We start from the raw sequence: 15,237 nt of genomic DNA on the forward strand, positions 1-15,237 counted from the left end.
CAGCATAATTTTGCCGGCCATGCAGCATTTAATGATCCCGCACTGCACAAACTGCTTGGAATTACGAGGCTTTTGCGCATATCCTAAAAAAGGCACAATCGTTATCGGCGGCTTACTAAGAGGCGCGCCGGTGTCCCGGGAGGATGCGGATGGCCGCTAAAGACGATCCGATCATTATCAAGAAGTATGCCAATCGCCGCCTCTATAATACCGGTACCAGTACCTATGTGACGCTCGAGGATCTCGCCGAGATGGTCAAGAAGGGCGAGGACTTTACCGTCCAAGACGCCAAGACCGGCGACGACATCACACATCCGGTGCTGACCCAGATCATCTTCGAACTCGAGAACAAGGATGGGCAGAACATGCTGCCGATCCCGTTCCTGCGCCAGCTGATCGCCTATTACGGCGACCAGATGCAGATGATCGTGCCGAGCTTCCTCGAACAGTCGATGCTCGCTTTCTCCAAGGAGCAGGAGCGCTTTCGCGAACAGATGAAGGGCGCGATCGGCAAGTCGCCGCTGGACATTATGAAGATCACCACGCCGATCAAGGCGCTGGAGGAGCAGACGCGCCGCAACATGGAGATGTTCCAGAACGCGATGCGGCTGTTCACCCCGTTTCCACCCGGGGGCGCCGCGCCGGCCGCCGCCCAGGCCGAGCCGGCCCGGAAGGAACCGGCGGACAAGCCCGACGATTTGCAGGAACTGAAAGAGCAGATCGCCGCCATGCAGCGGAAGCTCGACACGATGTCGTGACAGGTCCGGATCGAAAGATCCGGCAGCCAGCATCTAAGGGAGCGATCCCGCATAGCGGCCGCGCGGCCTGATGAGGCTTCCGCTCGTTATCTGTTCCACGGCGTGCGCGGCCCAGCCGACGCTGCGGCCGAGTGCGAACAGGCGGAAGGGCGCATCGGGCGGCAGGCTCAGGCCGCGCGTCAGGGCGGCGAGGGCGAAGTCGATGTTCGGGCGCGCGCCGGTCGCGGCAAGGCCAGCGTCGCGCAGCGATGATAACGTGTCGTCGATCTCGATCGCGCTCAGCAGCACCGCTGCCCGTGGATCGCCTTCAGGGTAAAGCGGATGGCCAAATCCCGGCAAGGGGCGGTCATGATCGAGCCAGCGCCCGATCGTTGCATCGGCGCCATGCCTGGCCGCATCCTCGGCCAGTCGCATCACGGCCTCGCCGGCACCGCCATGGCGTGGCCCCGACAATGCCGCCAGACCGGCCAGGAGACAGGCCGCCAGCGGCGCGCCGGTCGAGGCGGCGACGCGGGCGGCGAATGTCGATGCGTTCAGTTCATGGTCGGCGAGCAGGACAAGCGCGCGGCGGATCGCTTCGGCGCCACCGGCGTCCGCACCCCAGCCTCGCGCCAATCGCCGGTGGACGGGCTCCGGCTTCGTCGATGCGCCCACAGCGCCAGCCAGCACGCCGACCGCTTGCGCGGCGTCCGCATGCAACGAGGCGGCGCCGCGTCCGAGCGATGGACGCCCCTGGCCGGCAAGCACCGCAAGGCGGGCGAAGGCCGAGCCGCGACCGTCTGCAAGGGTCTCATCCGGCGAGCGCGTCTCGAAAGCCGGCGGCTCAGGCAAATCCCAGAGCACGGCTGCGGTGTCTTCCAGCGTGGCCTGCTCGCACAGGGCGGTGGCGTCCTGGCCACGATAGATAAGTCGGCCGTGCGATACGGTCGAAATCGCGGTGACGATCGATGGTTCGCCCCAGGCGATGGCGCTTTCGGCTATGGCCGAGGGGCTGCGTCCGCGTGCCCGGCGGGTGGCCAGCGCGGCGATGTCATCGGCGCGATACTGGCTGCGGCGTGGATCCGCCCCGTCGGGCCGCATGGCGATGCGGCCGCGGCTGACATAGGCGTATAGGGTCTGTGCCCGCACCTTGAGCCGGTCCAGCGCTTCGTCCCGGGAAAGCCATTCCGACATATTGATTCACTTGATCAAGATTGATGAGAATTTCGCCCAGCCTTATCTCCGATCCGGAAACGGTTCAAGGAGACAGGCAATGGCGAACGGGCTTGACGATGTGGTGGCGGCGGAAACCGTGCTGTCCGATGTCGATGGTCTTGGCGGTCGACTGACGATCCGGGGGCATTCGCTCTCGGAACTGGCCGGCCGCTGGAGCTTCGCGCGAGTGGCTCGCCTGCTGCTCGATGGGTTTTTCGATGACCTTCCTGGCGACGCGGAGCTGGCGCTGGGATTGGGCGGGGCGCGCGGGGAGGTGTTCGAGCGGCTCGTGCCCTCACTTCCCCTGCTGGCGCCGCTCGACACCTACAGCGCCATGCGCGCCGGCATGGCGATGCTCCCGGAAGGCGACACGCTGACGGATGGGCTGCGGCTGATTGCGGCCCCGGCGGTGCTGACGCCGGCCCTGCTGCGGCTGCAGCGTGGCGAGCGGCCGATCGCGCCGGACATCCGGGCCGATCATGCCGCGGACTTGTTGCGGATGCTCGAGGGCACGGTTGCGTCGCCGGCGCTGGCGCGAGCGCTGGATACCTATCTGGTGACCGTCGCCGATCACGGCCTCAATGCGTCGACCTTCGCCACCCGCGTCGTCGCCTCGACGCAGGCGGGCCTGACATCCTCCGTGCTGGCCGGGCTCGGCGCGCTCAAAGGGCCGCTGCATGGCGGCGCGCCCGGTCCGGTGATCGAGATGCTGGATGCGATCGAGGCGCATGGCGATGCCGCCGGCTGGCTGCGCGACGAGATCGCGCGGGGCGAACGCATCATGGGCTTCGGGCACCGCATCTACCGGGTGCGCGACCCGCGCGCCGACGTGCTGAAGGCGGTGGTGCGGCAGCTCGGCGGCGAAGGCCCGTCCGGCCACAGGCTGGCGTTCGCCGAGACAGTGGAGCAAACGGCGCTCGAGGTGCTGCGTATCGCCAAGCCGTCGCGGTCGCTGCAGACCAATGTCGAGTTCTACACCGCGCTGGTGCTGGAGGCGGCAGGCTTCCCAAGCCAGGCCTTCAGCAACGTCTTCGCCGCAGGGCGTGTCGCCGGCTGGATCGCGCATGCGCGCGAGCAGCAGACGACCGGACGGCTGATCCGCCCGCAATCGCGCTATATCGGGCCGGTGCCCGATCTCGCCGCCTGAGACAACCACGCTGAGACATCTTGGTGGGTCGCATGGCGAAAATTCTTGCCCTTGTCCTGCGCGAAACGCTGTTTTGCGTTGCGTGGACTGTATATGTTGCATTGCAATATAGACAGTCTTGCCACCATTCGAGGATATCGCCTTGGCCATCACGAAAACCGCCGTCGTCACGGGCTCCACATCGGGCATCGGCCTGGCCATTGCCCAGGCGTTGGCCGCCGAGGGCCATGCCGTCGTCGTCAACTCCTTCTCCGACACCCCAGCCGACCATGCCGTCGCCGATGCGATCGCCACTCAGCACAACGTCAAGACCGCCTATATCAAGGCCGACATGGCGAACCCGGCCGAATGCCGGGCGCTGATCGCCCGGGCGGCGGAGATCTTCGGATCGGTCGACATCCTCGTCAACAATGCCGGCATCCAGCATGTCGCGCCCGTCGAGGACTTCCCGCTGGACAAATGGGACGCCATCATCGCCATCAACCTGTCCTCGGCGTTCCACACCATCGCGGCGGCCATCCCGTTGATGAGACAGGCGGGTGGCGGCCGGATCGTCAACATCGCGTCGGCGCACGGCTTGCTCGCCTCGCCCTTCAAGTCGGCCTATGTCTCGGCAAAGCACGGCATCATGGGATTGACCAAGACGGTGGCGCTCGAGCTCGCGCGCGACAAGATCACCTGCAACGCCATCTGCCCCGGCTATGTGCTGACTCCGCTGGTCGAGGCCCAGATCCCCGACCAGATGAAGGCCAACAGGATGGATCGCGAGACCGTCATCCGCGAGGTGATGCTGGAAAAGCAGCCGACCAAGGAGTTCGTCACGGTCGAGCAGGTCGCGGCGGCGGCGGTGTTCCTGTGTTCGGAAGCCGCGGCGCAGGTCAACGGCACCCATATCTCGATCGATGGCGGCTGGACCGCCGCCTAGGCACCAGCGCCGGTGTCATGAATGCGGTGGCGCTCCCGCCTCCAACCCGCCTGGTTCCAACCTGACGCATTTTGCAGTCTGCTGACGCCTGCTGCCACCCGCGTTCGACGGCGTCGTTCTTGATTGCACAACAAGCCAGATGGCGGCAAAGGCGCCGGTATGGCCGCCAGATCCATCATGGCGACGCGCAAGGCTCGCAACTTTCCAGCTATATTGCGGTGCAACTTTGATGTAGAAGCCCGCTTTGCCGTTCACGGCGATTTGAACACGGCCCGGCGCGCACCCATATCGGCGACGCGCCCGCGTCTCGAGGACGCGGTGCCGAACCCACAGTGGAAACGACAATGCCGAAATTCAGGTTTCATAAGCTTGCAGCCGTTGTTGTGCTTGTTGGTTTCGCTGCGTGGATGGCGACGGGCGAATTTTCGTCGGTCGGCAGCGTAGCGGCGAACAAGGCCAAGGCGGAAGAGGTCGAGCAGGCCAAGACGCCGGGCGCGGACAAGCCGAAGACGGCAGAAGCCGAACCGGAGGCGCCGCCGCGCACCGTCGCGGTGGTCACGCCGCCGCGCAAGACCTATGCTCGCGCCATCCGCATCTCCGGGCTGACCGAGGCCGATAAGCGGGCCGTGCTGGCGACCCGGGTCGCCGGTGTCATCGACAAGCTGCCGGTCAAGCAGGGTCAGCACGTCAAGACGGGCGATCTCGTGCTGATGCTTGCCGCCGAACTCGACGCGGCCGAACGGCTGGCCAAGACCGGCAATCTGCCGAAGCTGCAGCTCGACACTGCACGTTCGAACCTGACCTCGGCGCAGTCGCTCCTGGAAACGGCGCAGGCCGAGCTCGACCGCAACGAGGTCAAGGCGCCTTTCGACGGCGTCATCGACCGGGTGCCGGTGGAACTTGGCAGTTCCATCATGCAGGGCGGCGAGGTGGCGACGATCCTCAAGCTCGACCCGGTGATTGCCCGCGGCGAAGTCAGCGAGCGCGATCTCGGCTATCTCAAGCTCGGCGACAAGGCCGCCGTCCGGCTGGTCAGCGGCCAGACGGTCGAAGGCACCGTGCGCTACATCAGCCGCGATGCGTCGTCGGCGACCCGCACCTTCCGCGTCGAGGTCGCCATCCCCAATGCCGACGGCTCCGTGCCGGCCGGAATGACGGCGGAAATCGCGCTCAGCGCGCTGCCGACCGACGCGGTCCTGCTGCCACGATCGGTGGTGACGCTGGGCGACAAGGGTGATCTCGGCATCCGCGCCGTCGGCAAGGACAACAAGGTGGTGTTCTTCCCGATCGACCTCGTCGACGATACCCCGACCGGCCTCGTGCTTGGCGGCATCCCGGCCGATGCGCGCATTATCGTCGCCGGCCAGGAACTGGTGAAGGAAGGCGACATGGTCAAGGCGGTCGAGGCCGACCAGGCGACCATCCAGAAACTGCTGGGCGAAGCGGCCGCCGGCACGCAGTAGCCGATTGCACTGCGGCTCCTGAAATCTAGGAACAGGCGTTAGCCATGGATATCGTCAAACTCGCGATCAACAACGCCCGCCTGACCATTTCGGTGCTGGTGTTCCTTCTGCTCGCCGGCTGGGTCGCCTACCAGTCGACGCCCAAGGAAGCGGAACCCGATGTTCCGATTCCGATGATGTATGTCAGCCTGATCTATCAAGGCATCTCGCCGGAGGATTCCGAGCGGCTCCTGCTGCGGCCGATGGAAAGCAAGCTGAAGAGCCTCAAAGGCCTCAAGGAGATGCGCTCGGCCGCCTTCCAGGGCGGCGGTTACGTGCTGGTCGAGTTCCAGCCGCAGACCAATCTGGCGACGGCGCTGCAGGATACGCGCAGCAAGGTGCAGGACGGCAAGGCCGACCTGCCGCAGGCCGCCGAGGAGCCTGTCGTCACCGAGGTCAATATTTCCGAATTCCCGGTCCTCGTCGTCACGCTGTCGGGCGAGTTGCCCGAACGCGTGCTGACCGCCGCGGCGCGCGAACTGCGCGACCGCATCGAGGAAGTCCCCGGGGTTCTCGAAGGCTCCCTGCAGGGCGCGCGCGACGACCTGGTCGAAGTCGTCATCGACCCCATGAAGCTGTCGTCCTACGGCTTGCAGCTCGACCAGCTGATCGGCGCCGTCGGCGCCTCCAATAGCCTGGTCGCCGCCGGCAACATCGAGGGTTCGGAAGGCAAATACGCCGTCAAGGTGCCGTCGCTGATCGAGACGCCGGAGGATGTGGCGTCCCTGCCCGTTGTCGCCGGTCCCAACGCCGTGGTGCAGGCCAAGGATATCGCCACGATCCGTTCGACCTTCGCCGATGCCACCACGATCACGCGCCTCAACGGCAAGCCGGCCATCGCCATCGAGGTGAAGAAGCGCATCGGCGCCAATCTGATCGACACGCTCGCCAAGGTGAGGGAGGTGTCCGATGGTTACGTCAAGACGATGCCCGAGGGGCTGCACGTCACCTACACGCAGGACAAGTCGGTCTTCGTCAACCAGTTGCTGGGTGACCTGCAGAACCACGTGATGATCGCGGTGATCCTGGTGTTCATCGTCATCCTCTACGCGCTGTCGGGCCGCGCCTCGCTGCTGATCGGGCTCGCCATTCCGTCCTCCTTCCTGATCGGCATCCTGCTGCTGGCGATGATGGGCTACACGATCAACATGATCGTGCTGTTCAGCCTTATCCTGGCTGTCGGCATGCTGGTCGACGACGCCATCATCGTCACCGAGTTCGCCGAACGGCGCATGAGCGAAGGCATGCCCAAGGCCGACGCCTTCGCGCTCGCCGCCAAGCGCATGGCCGGCCCGGTCATCGCCGCGACGATGACGCGCATCGCCGCCTTTTCGCCGCTGCTGTTCTGGCCGGGCATCATCGGCGACTTCATGAAATACATGCCGATCACGCTGATCGTCACGCTATCGGCGTCCATGCTATATGCGCTGGTGTTCGCGCCGACGCTGGGCGCGATATTCGCCAAGGCGCCGAAGCACCATGAAGACGACAACCGCGACGGCTGGTACATGGCCATCGTCAAGCAGGCGGTGCGTTTCCCGATCACGGTCGTCCTGCTGACCGTCGCGCTGCTTGTCGGCGTCGGCTTCGCCTATTCCAAATATGGCGCGGGTGTCGAGTTCTTCCCCAGCGTCGAGCCGGACTACGGCCTGCTCTATGTCCACGCGCGCGGCAACCTGTCGCTGGCCGAAATGGACACGGCGACGAAGATCGCCGAAGACAGGATGCTTGGCTGGCCCGGCATCAAATCGGTCTATACGCGCGTCGGCAAGACGCAGGGCGGCGGCCAGGATGTGCCCGAAGACGTCGTCGGCGTCATCCAGTATGAATTCATCGACTGGCGCGAGCGCAAGTCGGCCAACCAGATCCTGAGCGATCTGCGCGGCGTCATGGCCGGCATTCCCGGCGTCGATGTCGAGGTCCGCGTGCCGGAAGCCGGCCCGCCCACCGGCAAGGCGATCCAGATCAGGCTTTCGGCGATCGACCCGAAGGGGCTCGACGACAAGGCGCGTGCCGTGGCTGCGCGGATCGCCAAGGTGGCCGGCGTCATCGACATCTCCGACGGCCTGCCGCCGCCGGGCGTCGACTGGGCACTCGAGGTCGACCGTGCCAAGGCGGCCCAGTACGGCATCAGCCCGACAGCCGTCGGCACAGTGGTGCAGCTGGTGACCAACGGGCTGAAGCTCTCGGAATACCGGCCGGCGGGTGCCGACGACGCCGTCGACATCAGGCTGCGCCTGCCCGAAGACCGGCGCACGCTGTCGACGCTCGACGAACTCAGGGTACAGACCGCGCAAGGCTCGGTGCCGATCTCGAACTTCGTCGTGCGCAAGCCGGAGCCGACGGTCGGCGTCCTCAACCGCATCGATGGCGCGCGGACCGTGGTGGTCCAGGCCAATGTCGCCGCCGGCGCCCAGGTCGCGGCGGTGCAGCAGGAGGTCACCAAGGCGGTCACCGACATGGATCTCGGCAGCGGCATCCGCTGGAAGCTGGCCGGCTCGAACGAGGACAGCGCCGAGGCCAGCGCCTTCCTGGGCAAGGCTTTCGGGGCGGCGATCTTCCTGATCTTCCTGGTGCTCTTGATGCAGTTCAACAAGTTCACCAGCGTGTTGATGGTGCTCTCCTGCGTGGTCATGGCGACGGTGGGCGTGTTCCTCGGGCTGCTGATCACGGGCGAGACGTTCGGCATCGTCATGTCGGGCATCGGCGTCATCGCGCTGGCCGGCGTGGTGGTGAACAACAACATCGTGCTGATCGACACCTATGACCGGCTGCGCCAGGAGGGCTGGGACAAGATGGATGCCGTGCTGCAGACTTGCCGCGAGCGCGCCCGCCCCGTGGTGCTGACGGCGGTTTCGGCGATCCTCGGCGTGCTGCCGATCGCCTTCGGCCTCGGCCTCGAAATCTTCCATCACGAGACGACGATCAACGCGCCGTCGACGCAATGGTGGATTTCGCTGTCCTCGGCCATCGTCTTCGGCCTGTCCTTCGCCACCTTGCTGACCCTGGTGGTGACGCCCTCGATGCTGATGATCTTCACGCGCAGCAAGAACAGCCGCGTCAATGCGTTTTTCCGCCGGGTGTTCCGGCGCGGCAAGGGCAAGCTTGCGTCAACCCATACGCCCGGCCGGGGTGACGAACCCGCGATCGCCTTCCCGAAAGCCGCCGAATAAAAGCGGACTTTGCGAATTGAACGGCAAAGGCCGTCCGGAACAACCGGGCGGCCTTTTGCATTGTTTCCCCCAACAGCAATGCGCGGGAATGTCTCATGCCGATCAGCACCATCATCATCATTGTCCTGATCCTTATTCTGATAGGTGCGGTGCCGGCGTGGCCGCATTCGCGCTCCTGGGGTTATGGACCGTCGGGCATCATTGGTGTCGTGCTGGTTGTGCTCCTGGTGTTGCTGTTGATGGGCAGGATTTGAGTTTGCACGACGTCTCGGCCTTGCTCAGGCTGCTTTCGAAACGCCGGTAGCAGTGGCGATGCCGATATCGGAGAGAGCATCGGCCACAGCCTGATCCAGTGACGTATGCGGGATTGTGCCGATGATGGCTTCGAGCCGCGTCGAAGCCAGCCGGTGTGGCTCGAAGCGCAGGTACGACATCGAGACGATCTCACGCCACATCGCCACGAACGGGCTACCGGCGCGCAGCACCCACCAGGCCATCGAGGTCATCCTGAGAGGACGGCCGACGGCCTTCTCGGCGGCGGCCTTGATCTCCATATCGGTGATCCCGTGGCCCGGAAAATTCAGTGCCTCATAGGAGCCGAGCTTGTCTAGGTTCCCGGCCAGCGCGACGAAAGCCTTGGCGAAGTCGGGGAGATAGGCCCATTCATGCACGAGGTCGGCCGGGCCGGGCGCGGTGTATATGCCCTTGTTGATCTTGGCCGCGACGACCAGATCGAACCATGATCCGCTCCCGGTGCCGCCGAAGAAATCGCCGGCCCGCAACAGAACAGTGCGCACGCGGCCCGCGTCGGCTTCGCGACGAAACAGCTCTTCCATGGCGCAGCGGATCCGACCCTTCTCCGTCGTCGGATGGTACGGCGTGTCCTCGGTGATCACGGCAGGCATCGGTGAGCCGTAGTTGTAGACCGTGCCGGGGAAGAGGTGCGTCGCACCGTTGGCATGGCAGGCGGCCATGACGTTCTCAGCCATCGGCAGGCACTTGCTCCAGTCGGTATAGACCGGGCTGAGGCCGTTGAAGACGATGTCGACGCCCGCCGTGGCGCGGATGAGGGCTTCGCGGTCGAGCGCGTCGCCGGCAATGGCGCTGGCGCCCTTGAGTTCGGCAGGCAGCTTGCCGGTACGGGTAACGGCGCGGACGTCGTAGCCGGCGGCGATAAAGGCCCTGGCGACCACCCGGCCGAGCCGGCCGTTGGCGCCGAGGATTGCGATCCTGGTCATGTCTGGTGTCCTTGTTGTTGTTTGCAGCTCCAATATGGTCGCCTCGAATACGAATAGAAATTGACCAAGAACTGGATTCTGATATTCATTTATGAATGGACAAAATCGACTGGAATCTGATCGAGAGCTTCGTCACGGTGGCAGAGACCGGCAGCCTGTCGGCGGCGGCGCGAAAGCTGTCGGCTAGCCAGCCGACGCTTGGCCGCCATATCGGCGAACTGGAACAGGCGCTGGGCGTCACACTGTTCCGGCGCGGGCGCCGCGGCTACGAACTGACCGAGGCCGGAGCCGCCTTGTTCGAGCGCGGCAAGGCCGTCAGCGAGCAGGCGAGCGCCTTTTCCCTGCTGGCGTTGGGTTCGGTCGAGGCGATCGAAGGCACGGTACGCATTGCCGCCAGCGAGGTGGTGGCGGCCTATGTTCTGCCAGCGATGACGGCACGGCTCGGCATCGAGGAACCGGGCATAGAGGTCGAGATCGTGGCTTCCAACCAGGTCGAGAACCTGCTGCGGCGCGATGCCGACATCGCCATCCGCATGGTCAAGCCGGCGCAGAATGAACTGGTGGCCCGCAAAGTCTGCGATATTGCGCTGTGCGCCTGCGCGGCCAAATCCTATCTCGCCAGGCGCGGCCGTCCGGAAAAACCTGCCGATTTGCCAGGCCACGCGCTGGTCGGCTTCGATCGCAGCGAGGACATCATCAAGGGCTTTGGCCAGCTTGGGATACCAGTGACCCGCGGCAGTTTCCGATTCAGGGCCGACAACCAGGTTGTCCTGTGGGAAGCGGTGCGGGCGGGAAACGGCATCGGCCTCGGCCAGGAACCGCTGGCCGATCGCGATCCACTGGTCGAAAAAGTGCTGCCCGGCCTGCCGCTACCGGTGCTGCCGGTATGGCTGGCCATGCATCGCGACGTGCGCACCAGCGTGCGCATCCGCCGCGTGACGGATTTTCTCCACGAGGAATTGAAGCGCTATTCGGCCGGCGCGGGAGCGAATTCGGCGCGGTGAGCCAGCCCGGCCATCAGCAGGACGATGATCAAGAGTCCCGACAGCGCGATGAAGATCGGGCCGAAACTGGAATGTTCGGCGACAAAGCCGATGGCTGACGGCGCCACCAATATGCCGGAATAACCCATCGTTGTGACGACACTCATGCCGGTGCCCGACGACATGCCTTCCTGATTGCCGCCGGCCGAAAAGAGGATCGGCACCATGTTGGCGATGCCGATGCCGGAAAAGGCAAAGGCCGCGATGGCGATCCAGGGAGAGGGCGCAAGACTGGCGACCAGCATGCCGGCCGCGGCGACGACGGCCGAGCCGCGCAAGGTCGTGACCGCGCCGAAGCGGTTGCGCACGCCGTCGCCGAAGAAACGCATGATCGCCATGACACCGGAAAAGGCGGCGTAAGCGAGGCCGGCAATGGCGAGGTCGGCACCAAGTTCCTGCCGCAGATAGAGGGCTGCCCAGTCGAGCACCGCGCCCTCGGAGATCATCGTCAGCAGCGCCATCAAGCCGACGAGGTAGACCAGTGGGTTGGCCGGCAACGCGAATCTATGATGTTCGGCCGCCTGCGGCCTGTCCTCGGCGATCAGATGGCCGACCGCGGCTGCGATCGCCGCGAAAGCGAGCACCGTCACCACGGCCGCGTGGGCGAGGTGGCCGTAGCTCTGGATGGCGAAGCCGCCGAGGGCGCCGCCGGCAAAGCCGCCGAGGCTCCAGAAACCGTGCGAAGATGACATGATGGCGCGGGAGAGGCGCCGTTCCACCACCACGGCATTGGCGTTCATGGCGACATCCATGCCCCCGACCGAACCGCCGAAGACGAACATGGCGACAGCGGCCAGCGGCACGTTGGGCGCCAGCGCCACGACCATCAGGCCGAGGCTGCCGCACAGGCCGAACCAGCGCAGCACCGTGCGCGAGCCATGCTTCGAGATCAGGTGGCCGCACCAGCTCATGGCGGTGACGGCGCCGGCGCCGAACAGCAGGATCAGCAGGCCAAGCGTGAACTTCGATATGTCCAGCCGGGTCAAGAACACCGGGATTTGCGGCGCCCAGCTGCCGGTGAGGAAGCCGTTGGCCAGGAAAATGGCCGCTACGGCCCATCGTCCGCGACTTGCGGCCTGCATGGCATCTGATGCGTTCATAGGGCGAATCCGGTGAAAAATGGCTTCGCGCGGCAAATTAGATCGATTCAATTTGCAGTCAAGCACTGATCGGAGCGAATGTTTGGCGCAAGGCCGAAATGGGACCGGGATCGTTCGTGGCGGGCCGCCTGCGTTGCAGATTAGCGGAAACGCCCCTCCCTTCGTGATCCACCGGGTTTTCCGCGACGTCGCTTCGCGACTGCTCTACGCCAGGATGACGAAGTCGGAGAGCCTCGCCCCGCTGCGGATACTGTCGAGCGACACGGCTCGCTAGTGGTCCTTCGGCCACCTTGCCTCGAATTCGGCCTTCTTGGCCTCGGAGGCGTCGGTCTGGTTCAGCGCCTGCCATTGCGCATAAGGCATGCCGTAGACGATCTCGCGCGACTGGTCCTTGGTCAGGTCGACGCCGTTCGCGTTGGCCGCTTCGCGATACCAGTTCGACAGGCAGTTTCGGCAGAAGCCAGCGAGGTTCATCAGGTCGATGTTCTGCACGTCACCGCGTTCGCGCAGATGCTCGACCAGCCGGCGAAAGGCGGCGGCTTCGAAATCGCGTTGCTGGTCCGTGGTGAGTTCGGTCATCGAAACCTCCGTCATATTGGCCCTGTGCGCGAGCCGTACATCTTGACCCGCTGTATATCGGGACGACGGCCGATCGCGTCAACGATCGGCGCCAGCCGTTGCGCCCAGGCGAGCGCGCCCTGCTGGGCCGCTATCAGATCCTGGCGGATTTCGATCAGCGCATGGGCGAAGCCATTGACGATGGCGTGCTTGTACATGGTGTCGCCGCGCAACGCGCCGTCATAGGGCTCGTTGTCGCCGACGACGAGGCTGCCGTCGGCGGCCAGCATGTCGATCAGCGGCCGCGCCACACGATCGTCGAGGTCCCACAATACGCCGACATGCCACGGCCGTTGCCTGCCCTGCATGACCGGCGTGAAGGAATGTACCGAGAAGATGAACGGCGCCTGTCCCGACGCCTGCGCAATCGAGGCGATCATGGCGCCGACGGCGTCGTGGTAGGGGCGGTAGAAGCGGTCGAGCCGCCGCTCGCGTTCCTCCGGGGCAAGGGGATAGTTCCCCGGCACGACGGTGCCGTCATAGAGCTGGCGGATGAGCGTCGGGTCTTCCTCGCCGCGATTGGGATCGATCAGCAGGCGCGAGAAATTGGCCAGTACGGCTGGTACGCCGAGCAAGGCGGCCAGTTCGCGCGTCACCGCCTCGACCCCGATGTCGTAAGCGATGTGGCGGTCGAACTCCGCCGCCGGCAGGCCGAGACTGCCATAGTCCTCCGGCAGGTCGCGGCGGGCATGATCGCCCAGAAGCACGATGCCTCGCTTGCGGTCGCCTTCGACGATATCGAAAGGCGCGAAAACTGTGGATCGGGTCATTGGCGGGAAATGGTCTGTTCGCTGGCTTCCGGGGAGGGTGCTATCGTCATTCCACGAAGACGACGCTTGCGCAATGCCGTTGTTTGGCCAAGGTTTCCCCGGAAATCTGGCGAGAGTCGGCGAACTGTGCGCCGACGCCTTTCTAAATCGATTGGAATTGGACAGAACGGCGCGTTGACATGCGCCCGGACTTTTCCGAAAAGGGGCGCAGAGAGATGCTGATGTGGTTTTCGAGGGGTTTTGGGATGGGTTCCGCCGGCGGGCAGCGCATGCGCGCAGCCTTTGCCACGCCGCTCCTGATCCTGACCGTGGGCTTTTCGGCGATGGTCATGGCTTCGCCGGCGCGCGCCGATTTCCGCGTCTGCAACGCGACGCAGAATCTGGTCGGCGTCGGCATCGGCTACCGCGCCAAGGCCGGCTGGATCACCGAGGGCTGGTGGCACATCGAGGGATCGAGCTGCAAGACGCTGATCGAAGGACCGCTGTCATCAAGGTTTTACTATCTCTATGCGGAAGATGCCGAGCGTGGCGGACGCTGGGACGGCCCGATCAACATGTGCGTGGCTGAAAAAGAGTTCAAGATCGCGGGCGTGACCGACTGCGTCGCGCGGGGCTTCCAGCGCGCCGGATTCCAGGAATATGACACGGGTGAGCAGGCAAGCTGGATGGTCCAGCTGACCGACGAATCCACAACGGGAGGCGCTTCAGCCGCCCCGGGAACAAACAGTCAATGAGACGCAGCCGCAAGGTCAAGATCCTCGCCACCATCGGTCCGGCCTCTTCGTCGGAGGAGATGCTGAAGAAATTGTTCGAGGCGGGCGCCGATGTGTTCCGCATCAACATGAGCCATACCGATCATGAGCTGATGCGCACGCTGGTCGGACGCATCCGCGCTGTCGAGGAAGCGGTAGGCCGGCCGATCGGCATCCTGGCCGATCTGCAGGGGCCAAAGCTGCGCGTCGGCAAGTTCGCCAATGGCAAGGAAGTGTTGACGCCGGGCCAGACCTTCACGCTTGACGACAATCCCGAGCCCGGCACGTCGACCAGGGTGTATCTGCCGCATCCTGAGATCCTGAGCTCGGTCGAAGCCGGCCACCGGCTGCTGATCGACGACGGCAAGCTCGAGCTGCGGGCTATAAGCAGCAATGGCAAGGCGATCGTCTGCACCGTCATCGCCGGGACCACGATCTCGGACAAGAAGGGCGTCAGCCTGCCCGACACCGACCTGCCGGTCGGCGCGCTGACCGAGAAGGATCGCAGGGACCTTGATGCGGTGCTGGCCACGGGCGTCGACTGGGTTGCGCTATCGTTCGTGCAGCGTCCGGAGGATCTGGCGGAAGCGCGCAAGATCGCGCGCGGCCGCGCGCTGATCATGGCCAAGATCGAGAAGCCGCAAGCGGTTGCCCGACTGGCCGAGATCATCGAATTGTCCGACGCGCTGATGGTCGCCCGCGGCGATCTCGGTGTCGAAATGCCGCTCGAGGCCGTGCCCGGCATCCAGAAGCAGATCACGCGCGCGGCGCGGCGCGCCGGCAAACCGGTGGTGGTGGCCACGCAGATGCTGGAATCGATGATCACCGCCCCGGTGCCGACGCGCGCCGAGGTCTCGGACGTTTCGATCGCCGTCTTCGAGGGCGCCGACGCCATCATGCTGTCGGCGGAATCGGCGGCCGGCGCCTATCCGGTCGAGGCGGTGGCGATGATGAACCGCATCGCCACCAAGGTCGAAACCGATCCGACCTATGCCGGCATCATCAACGCACAGCGTT

Annotated in this window: 14 protein-coding genes; 9 read left to right on the forward strand and 5 right to left on the reverse strand. The window is 65.0% G+C overall.

Going from position 1 to position 15,237, the window contains the following annotated elements:
* The first annotated feature begins 149 nt into the window (after nucleotides 1–149).
* On the forward strand, nucleotides 150–758 hold the full coding sequence (gene phaR / locus WC739_RS09195) for a polyhydroxyalkanoate synthesis repressor PhaR (protein ID WP_372952716.1): 609 nt from the start codon (nucleotides 150–152) through the stop codon (nucleotides 756–758).
* A 33-nt stretch (nucleotides 759–791) separates the two neighbouring features.
* Here the strand turns inward: phaR and WC739_RS09200 are convergent, their stop codons facing one another.
* Nucleotides 792–1,931, reverse strand: a complete 1,140-nt coding sequence (locus WC739_RS09200) for a citrate synthase (RefSeq protein ID WP_372952717.1) — start codon at nucleotides 1,929–1,931, stop codon at nucleotides 792–794.
* 79 nt (nucleotides 1,932–2,010) lie between these two features.
* On the opposite strand from WC739_RS09200, the gene WC739_RS09205 reads away from it, so the two are divergent.
* The 5 genes from WC739_RS09205 (at nucleotide 2,011) to WC739_RS09225 (ending at nucleotide 8,953) form a co-directional block, all read left to right on the forward strand.
* On the forward strand, nucleotides 2,011–3,099 hold the full coding sequence (locus WC739_RS09205) for a citrate synthase/methylcitrate synthase (RefSeq protein WP_372952718.1): 1,089 nt from the start codon (nucleotides 2,011–2,013) through the stop codon (nucleotides 3,097–3,099).
* 142 nt (nucleotides 3,100–3,241) lie between these two features.
* Nucleotides 3,242–4,024: a 3-hydroxybutyrate dehydrogenase gene (locus tag WC739_RS09210; protein ID WP_372952719.1), complete on the forward strand. Its 783-nt coding sequence runs from the start codon at nucleotides 3,242–3,244 to the stop codon at nucleotides 4,022–4,024.
* 344 nt (nucleotides 4,025–4,368) lie between these two features.
* Nucleotides 4,369–5,487 (forward strand): efflux RND transporter periplasmic adaptor subunit, encoded by a 1,119-nt coding sequence (locus WC739_RS09215; RefSeq protein ID WP_372952720.1) that lies wholly within the window; start codon nucleotides 4,369–4,371, stop codon nucleotides 5,485–5,487.
* A gap of 44 nt (nucleotides 5,488–5,531) precedes the next feature.
* A complete protein-coding gene (locus tag WC739_RS09220; protein WP_372952721.1) occupies nucleotides 5,532–8,699 on the forward strand; it encodes an efflux RND transporter permease subunit in 3,168 nt (1,055 codons plus the stop codon).
* 95 nt (nucleotides 8,700–8,794) lie between these two features.
* Complete coding sequence (locus WC739_RS09225) at nucleotides 8,795–8,953, forward strand: DUF3309 family protein (RefSeq protein WP_372952722.1); 159 nt, start codon at nucleotides 8,795–8,797, stop codon at nucleotides 8,951–8,953.
* 24 nt (nucleotides 8,954–8,977) lie between these two features.
* On the opposite strand, the gene WC739_RS09230 is transcribed toward WC739_RS09225, so the two are convergent.
* The gene (locus tag WC739_RS09230; RefSeq protein WP_372952723.1) at nucleotides 8,978–9,937 is read right to left on the reverse strand and encodes an SDR family oxidoreductase; all 960 of its coding nucleotides are present in this window, start codon (nucleotides 9,935–9,937) and stop codon (nucleotides 8,978–8,980) included.
* 95 nt (nucleotides 9,938–10,032) lie between these two features.
* Here WC739_RS09230 and WC739_RS09235 point away from each other — a divergent pair, with 95 nt between their 5' ends.
* The gene (locus tag WC739_RS09235; RefSeq protein WP_372952724.1) at nucleotides 10,033–10,941 is read left to right on the forward strand and encodes a LysR family transcriptional regulator; all 909 of its coding nucleotides are present in this window, start codon (nucleotides 10,033–10,035) and stop codon (nucleotides 10,939–10,941) included.
* Here WC739_RS09235 and WC739_RS09240 read toward each other — a convergent pair.
* The 3 genes from WC739_RS09240 to WC739_RS09250 all read right to left on the reverse strand — a co-directional run bounded on the left by WC739_RS09240 (nucleotide 10,905) and on the right by WC739_RS09250 (nucleotide 13,468).
* A complete protein-coding gene (locus tag WC739_RS09240; protein WP_372952725.1) occupies nucleotides 10,905–12,080 on the reverse strand; it encodes an MFS transporter in 1,176 nt (391 codons plus the stop codon). The genes WC739_RS09235 and WC739_RS09240 overlap by 37 nt on opposite strands.
* Before the next feature lie 270 nt (nucleotides 12,081–12,350).
* On the reverse strand, nucleotides 12,351–12,659 hold the full coding sequence (locus WC739_RS09245; protein WP_372952726.1) for a DUF1244 domain-containing protein: 309 nt from the start codon (nucleotides 12,657–12,659) through the stop codon (nucleotides 12,351–12,353).
* 11 nt (nucleotides 12,660–12,670) lie between these two features.
* Nucleotides 12,671–13,468 (reverse strand): N-formylglutamate amidohydrolase, encoded by a 798-nt coding sequence (locus WC739_RS09250; protein WP_372952727.1) that lies wholly within the window; start codon nucleotides 13,466–13,468, stop codon nucleotides 12,671–12,673.
* A 245-nt stretch (nucleotides 13,469–13,713) separates the two neighbouring features.
* Here WC739_RS09250 and WC739_RS09255 point away from each other — a divergent pair, with 245 nt between their 5' ends.
* A complete protein-coding gene (locus WC739_RS09255; RefSeq protein WP_372952728.1) occupies nucleotides 13,714–14,202 on the forward strand; it encodes a DUF1036 domain-containing protein in 489 nt (162 codons plus the stop codon).
* A partial coding sequence (gene pyk / locus WC739_RS09260) for a pyruvate kinase (protein ID WP_372952729.1) occupies nucleotides 14,199–15,237 on the forward strand: 1,039 nt, incomplete at its 3' end. The genes WC739_RS09255 and pyk, both read left to right, overlap by 4 nt.

Source organism: Mesorhizobium sp. (assembly GCF_041661565.1).
GTDB lineage: Bacteria > Pseudomonadota > Alphaproteobacteria > Rhizobiales > Rhizobiaceae > Mesorhizobium.

What these genes read in the sequence shown, in the direction of transcription:
- phaR (WP_372952716.1), top strand. Translation starts at nt 150, where the DNA reads ATGGCCGCTAAAGACGATCCGATCATTATCAAGAAGTATGCCAATCGC.
- WC739_RS09200 (WP_372952717.1), bottom strand. Translation starts at nt 1,931, where the DNA reads ATGTCGGAATGGCTTTCCCGGGACGAAGCGCTGGACCGGCTCAAGGTG.
- WC739_RS09205 (WP_372952718.1), top strand. Translation starts at nt 2,011, where the DNA reads ATGGCGAACGGGCTTGACGATGTGGTGGCGGCGGAAACCGTGCTGTCC.
- WC739_RS09215 (WP_372952720.1), top strand. Translation starts at nt 4,369, where the DNA reads ATGCCGAAATTCAGGTTTCATAAGCTTGCAGCCGTTGTTGTGCTTGTT.
- WC739_RS09220 (WP_372952721.1), top strand. Translation starts at nt 5,532, where the DNA reads ATGGATATCGTCAAACTCGCGATCAACAACGCCCGCCTGACCATTTCG.
- WC739_RS09225 (WP_372952722.1), top strand. Translation starts at nt 8,795, where the DNA reads ATGCCGATCAGCACCATCATCATCATTGTCCTGATCCTTATTCTGATA.
- WC739_RS09230 (WP_372952723.1), bottom strand. Translation starts at nt 9,937, where the DNA reads ATGACCAGGATCGCAATCCTCGGCGCCAACGGCCGGCTCGGCCGGGTG.
- WC739_RS09235 (WP_372952724.1), top strand. Translation starts at nt 10,033, where the DNA reads ATGGACAAAATCGACTGGAATCTGATCGAGAGCTTCGTCACGGTGGCA.
- WC739_RS09240 (WP_372952725.1), bottom strand. Translation starts at nt 12,080, where the DNA reads ATGAACGCATCAGATGCCATGCAGGCCGCAAGTCGCGGACGATGGGCC.
- WC739_RS09245 (WP_372952726.1), bottom strand. Translation starts at nt 12,659, where the DNA reads ATGACCGAACTCACCACGGACCAGCAACGCGATTTCGAAGCCGCCGCC.
- WC739_RS09250 (WP_372952727.1), bottom strand. Translation starts at nt 13,468, where the DNA reads ATGACCCGATCCACAGTTTTCGCGCCTTTCGATATCGTCGAAGGCGAC.
- WC739_RS09255 (WP_372952728.1), top strand. Translation starts at nt 13,714, where the DNA reads ATGGGTTCCGCCGGCGGGCAGCGCATGCGCGCAGCCTTTGCCACGCCG.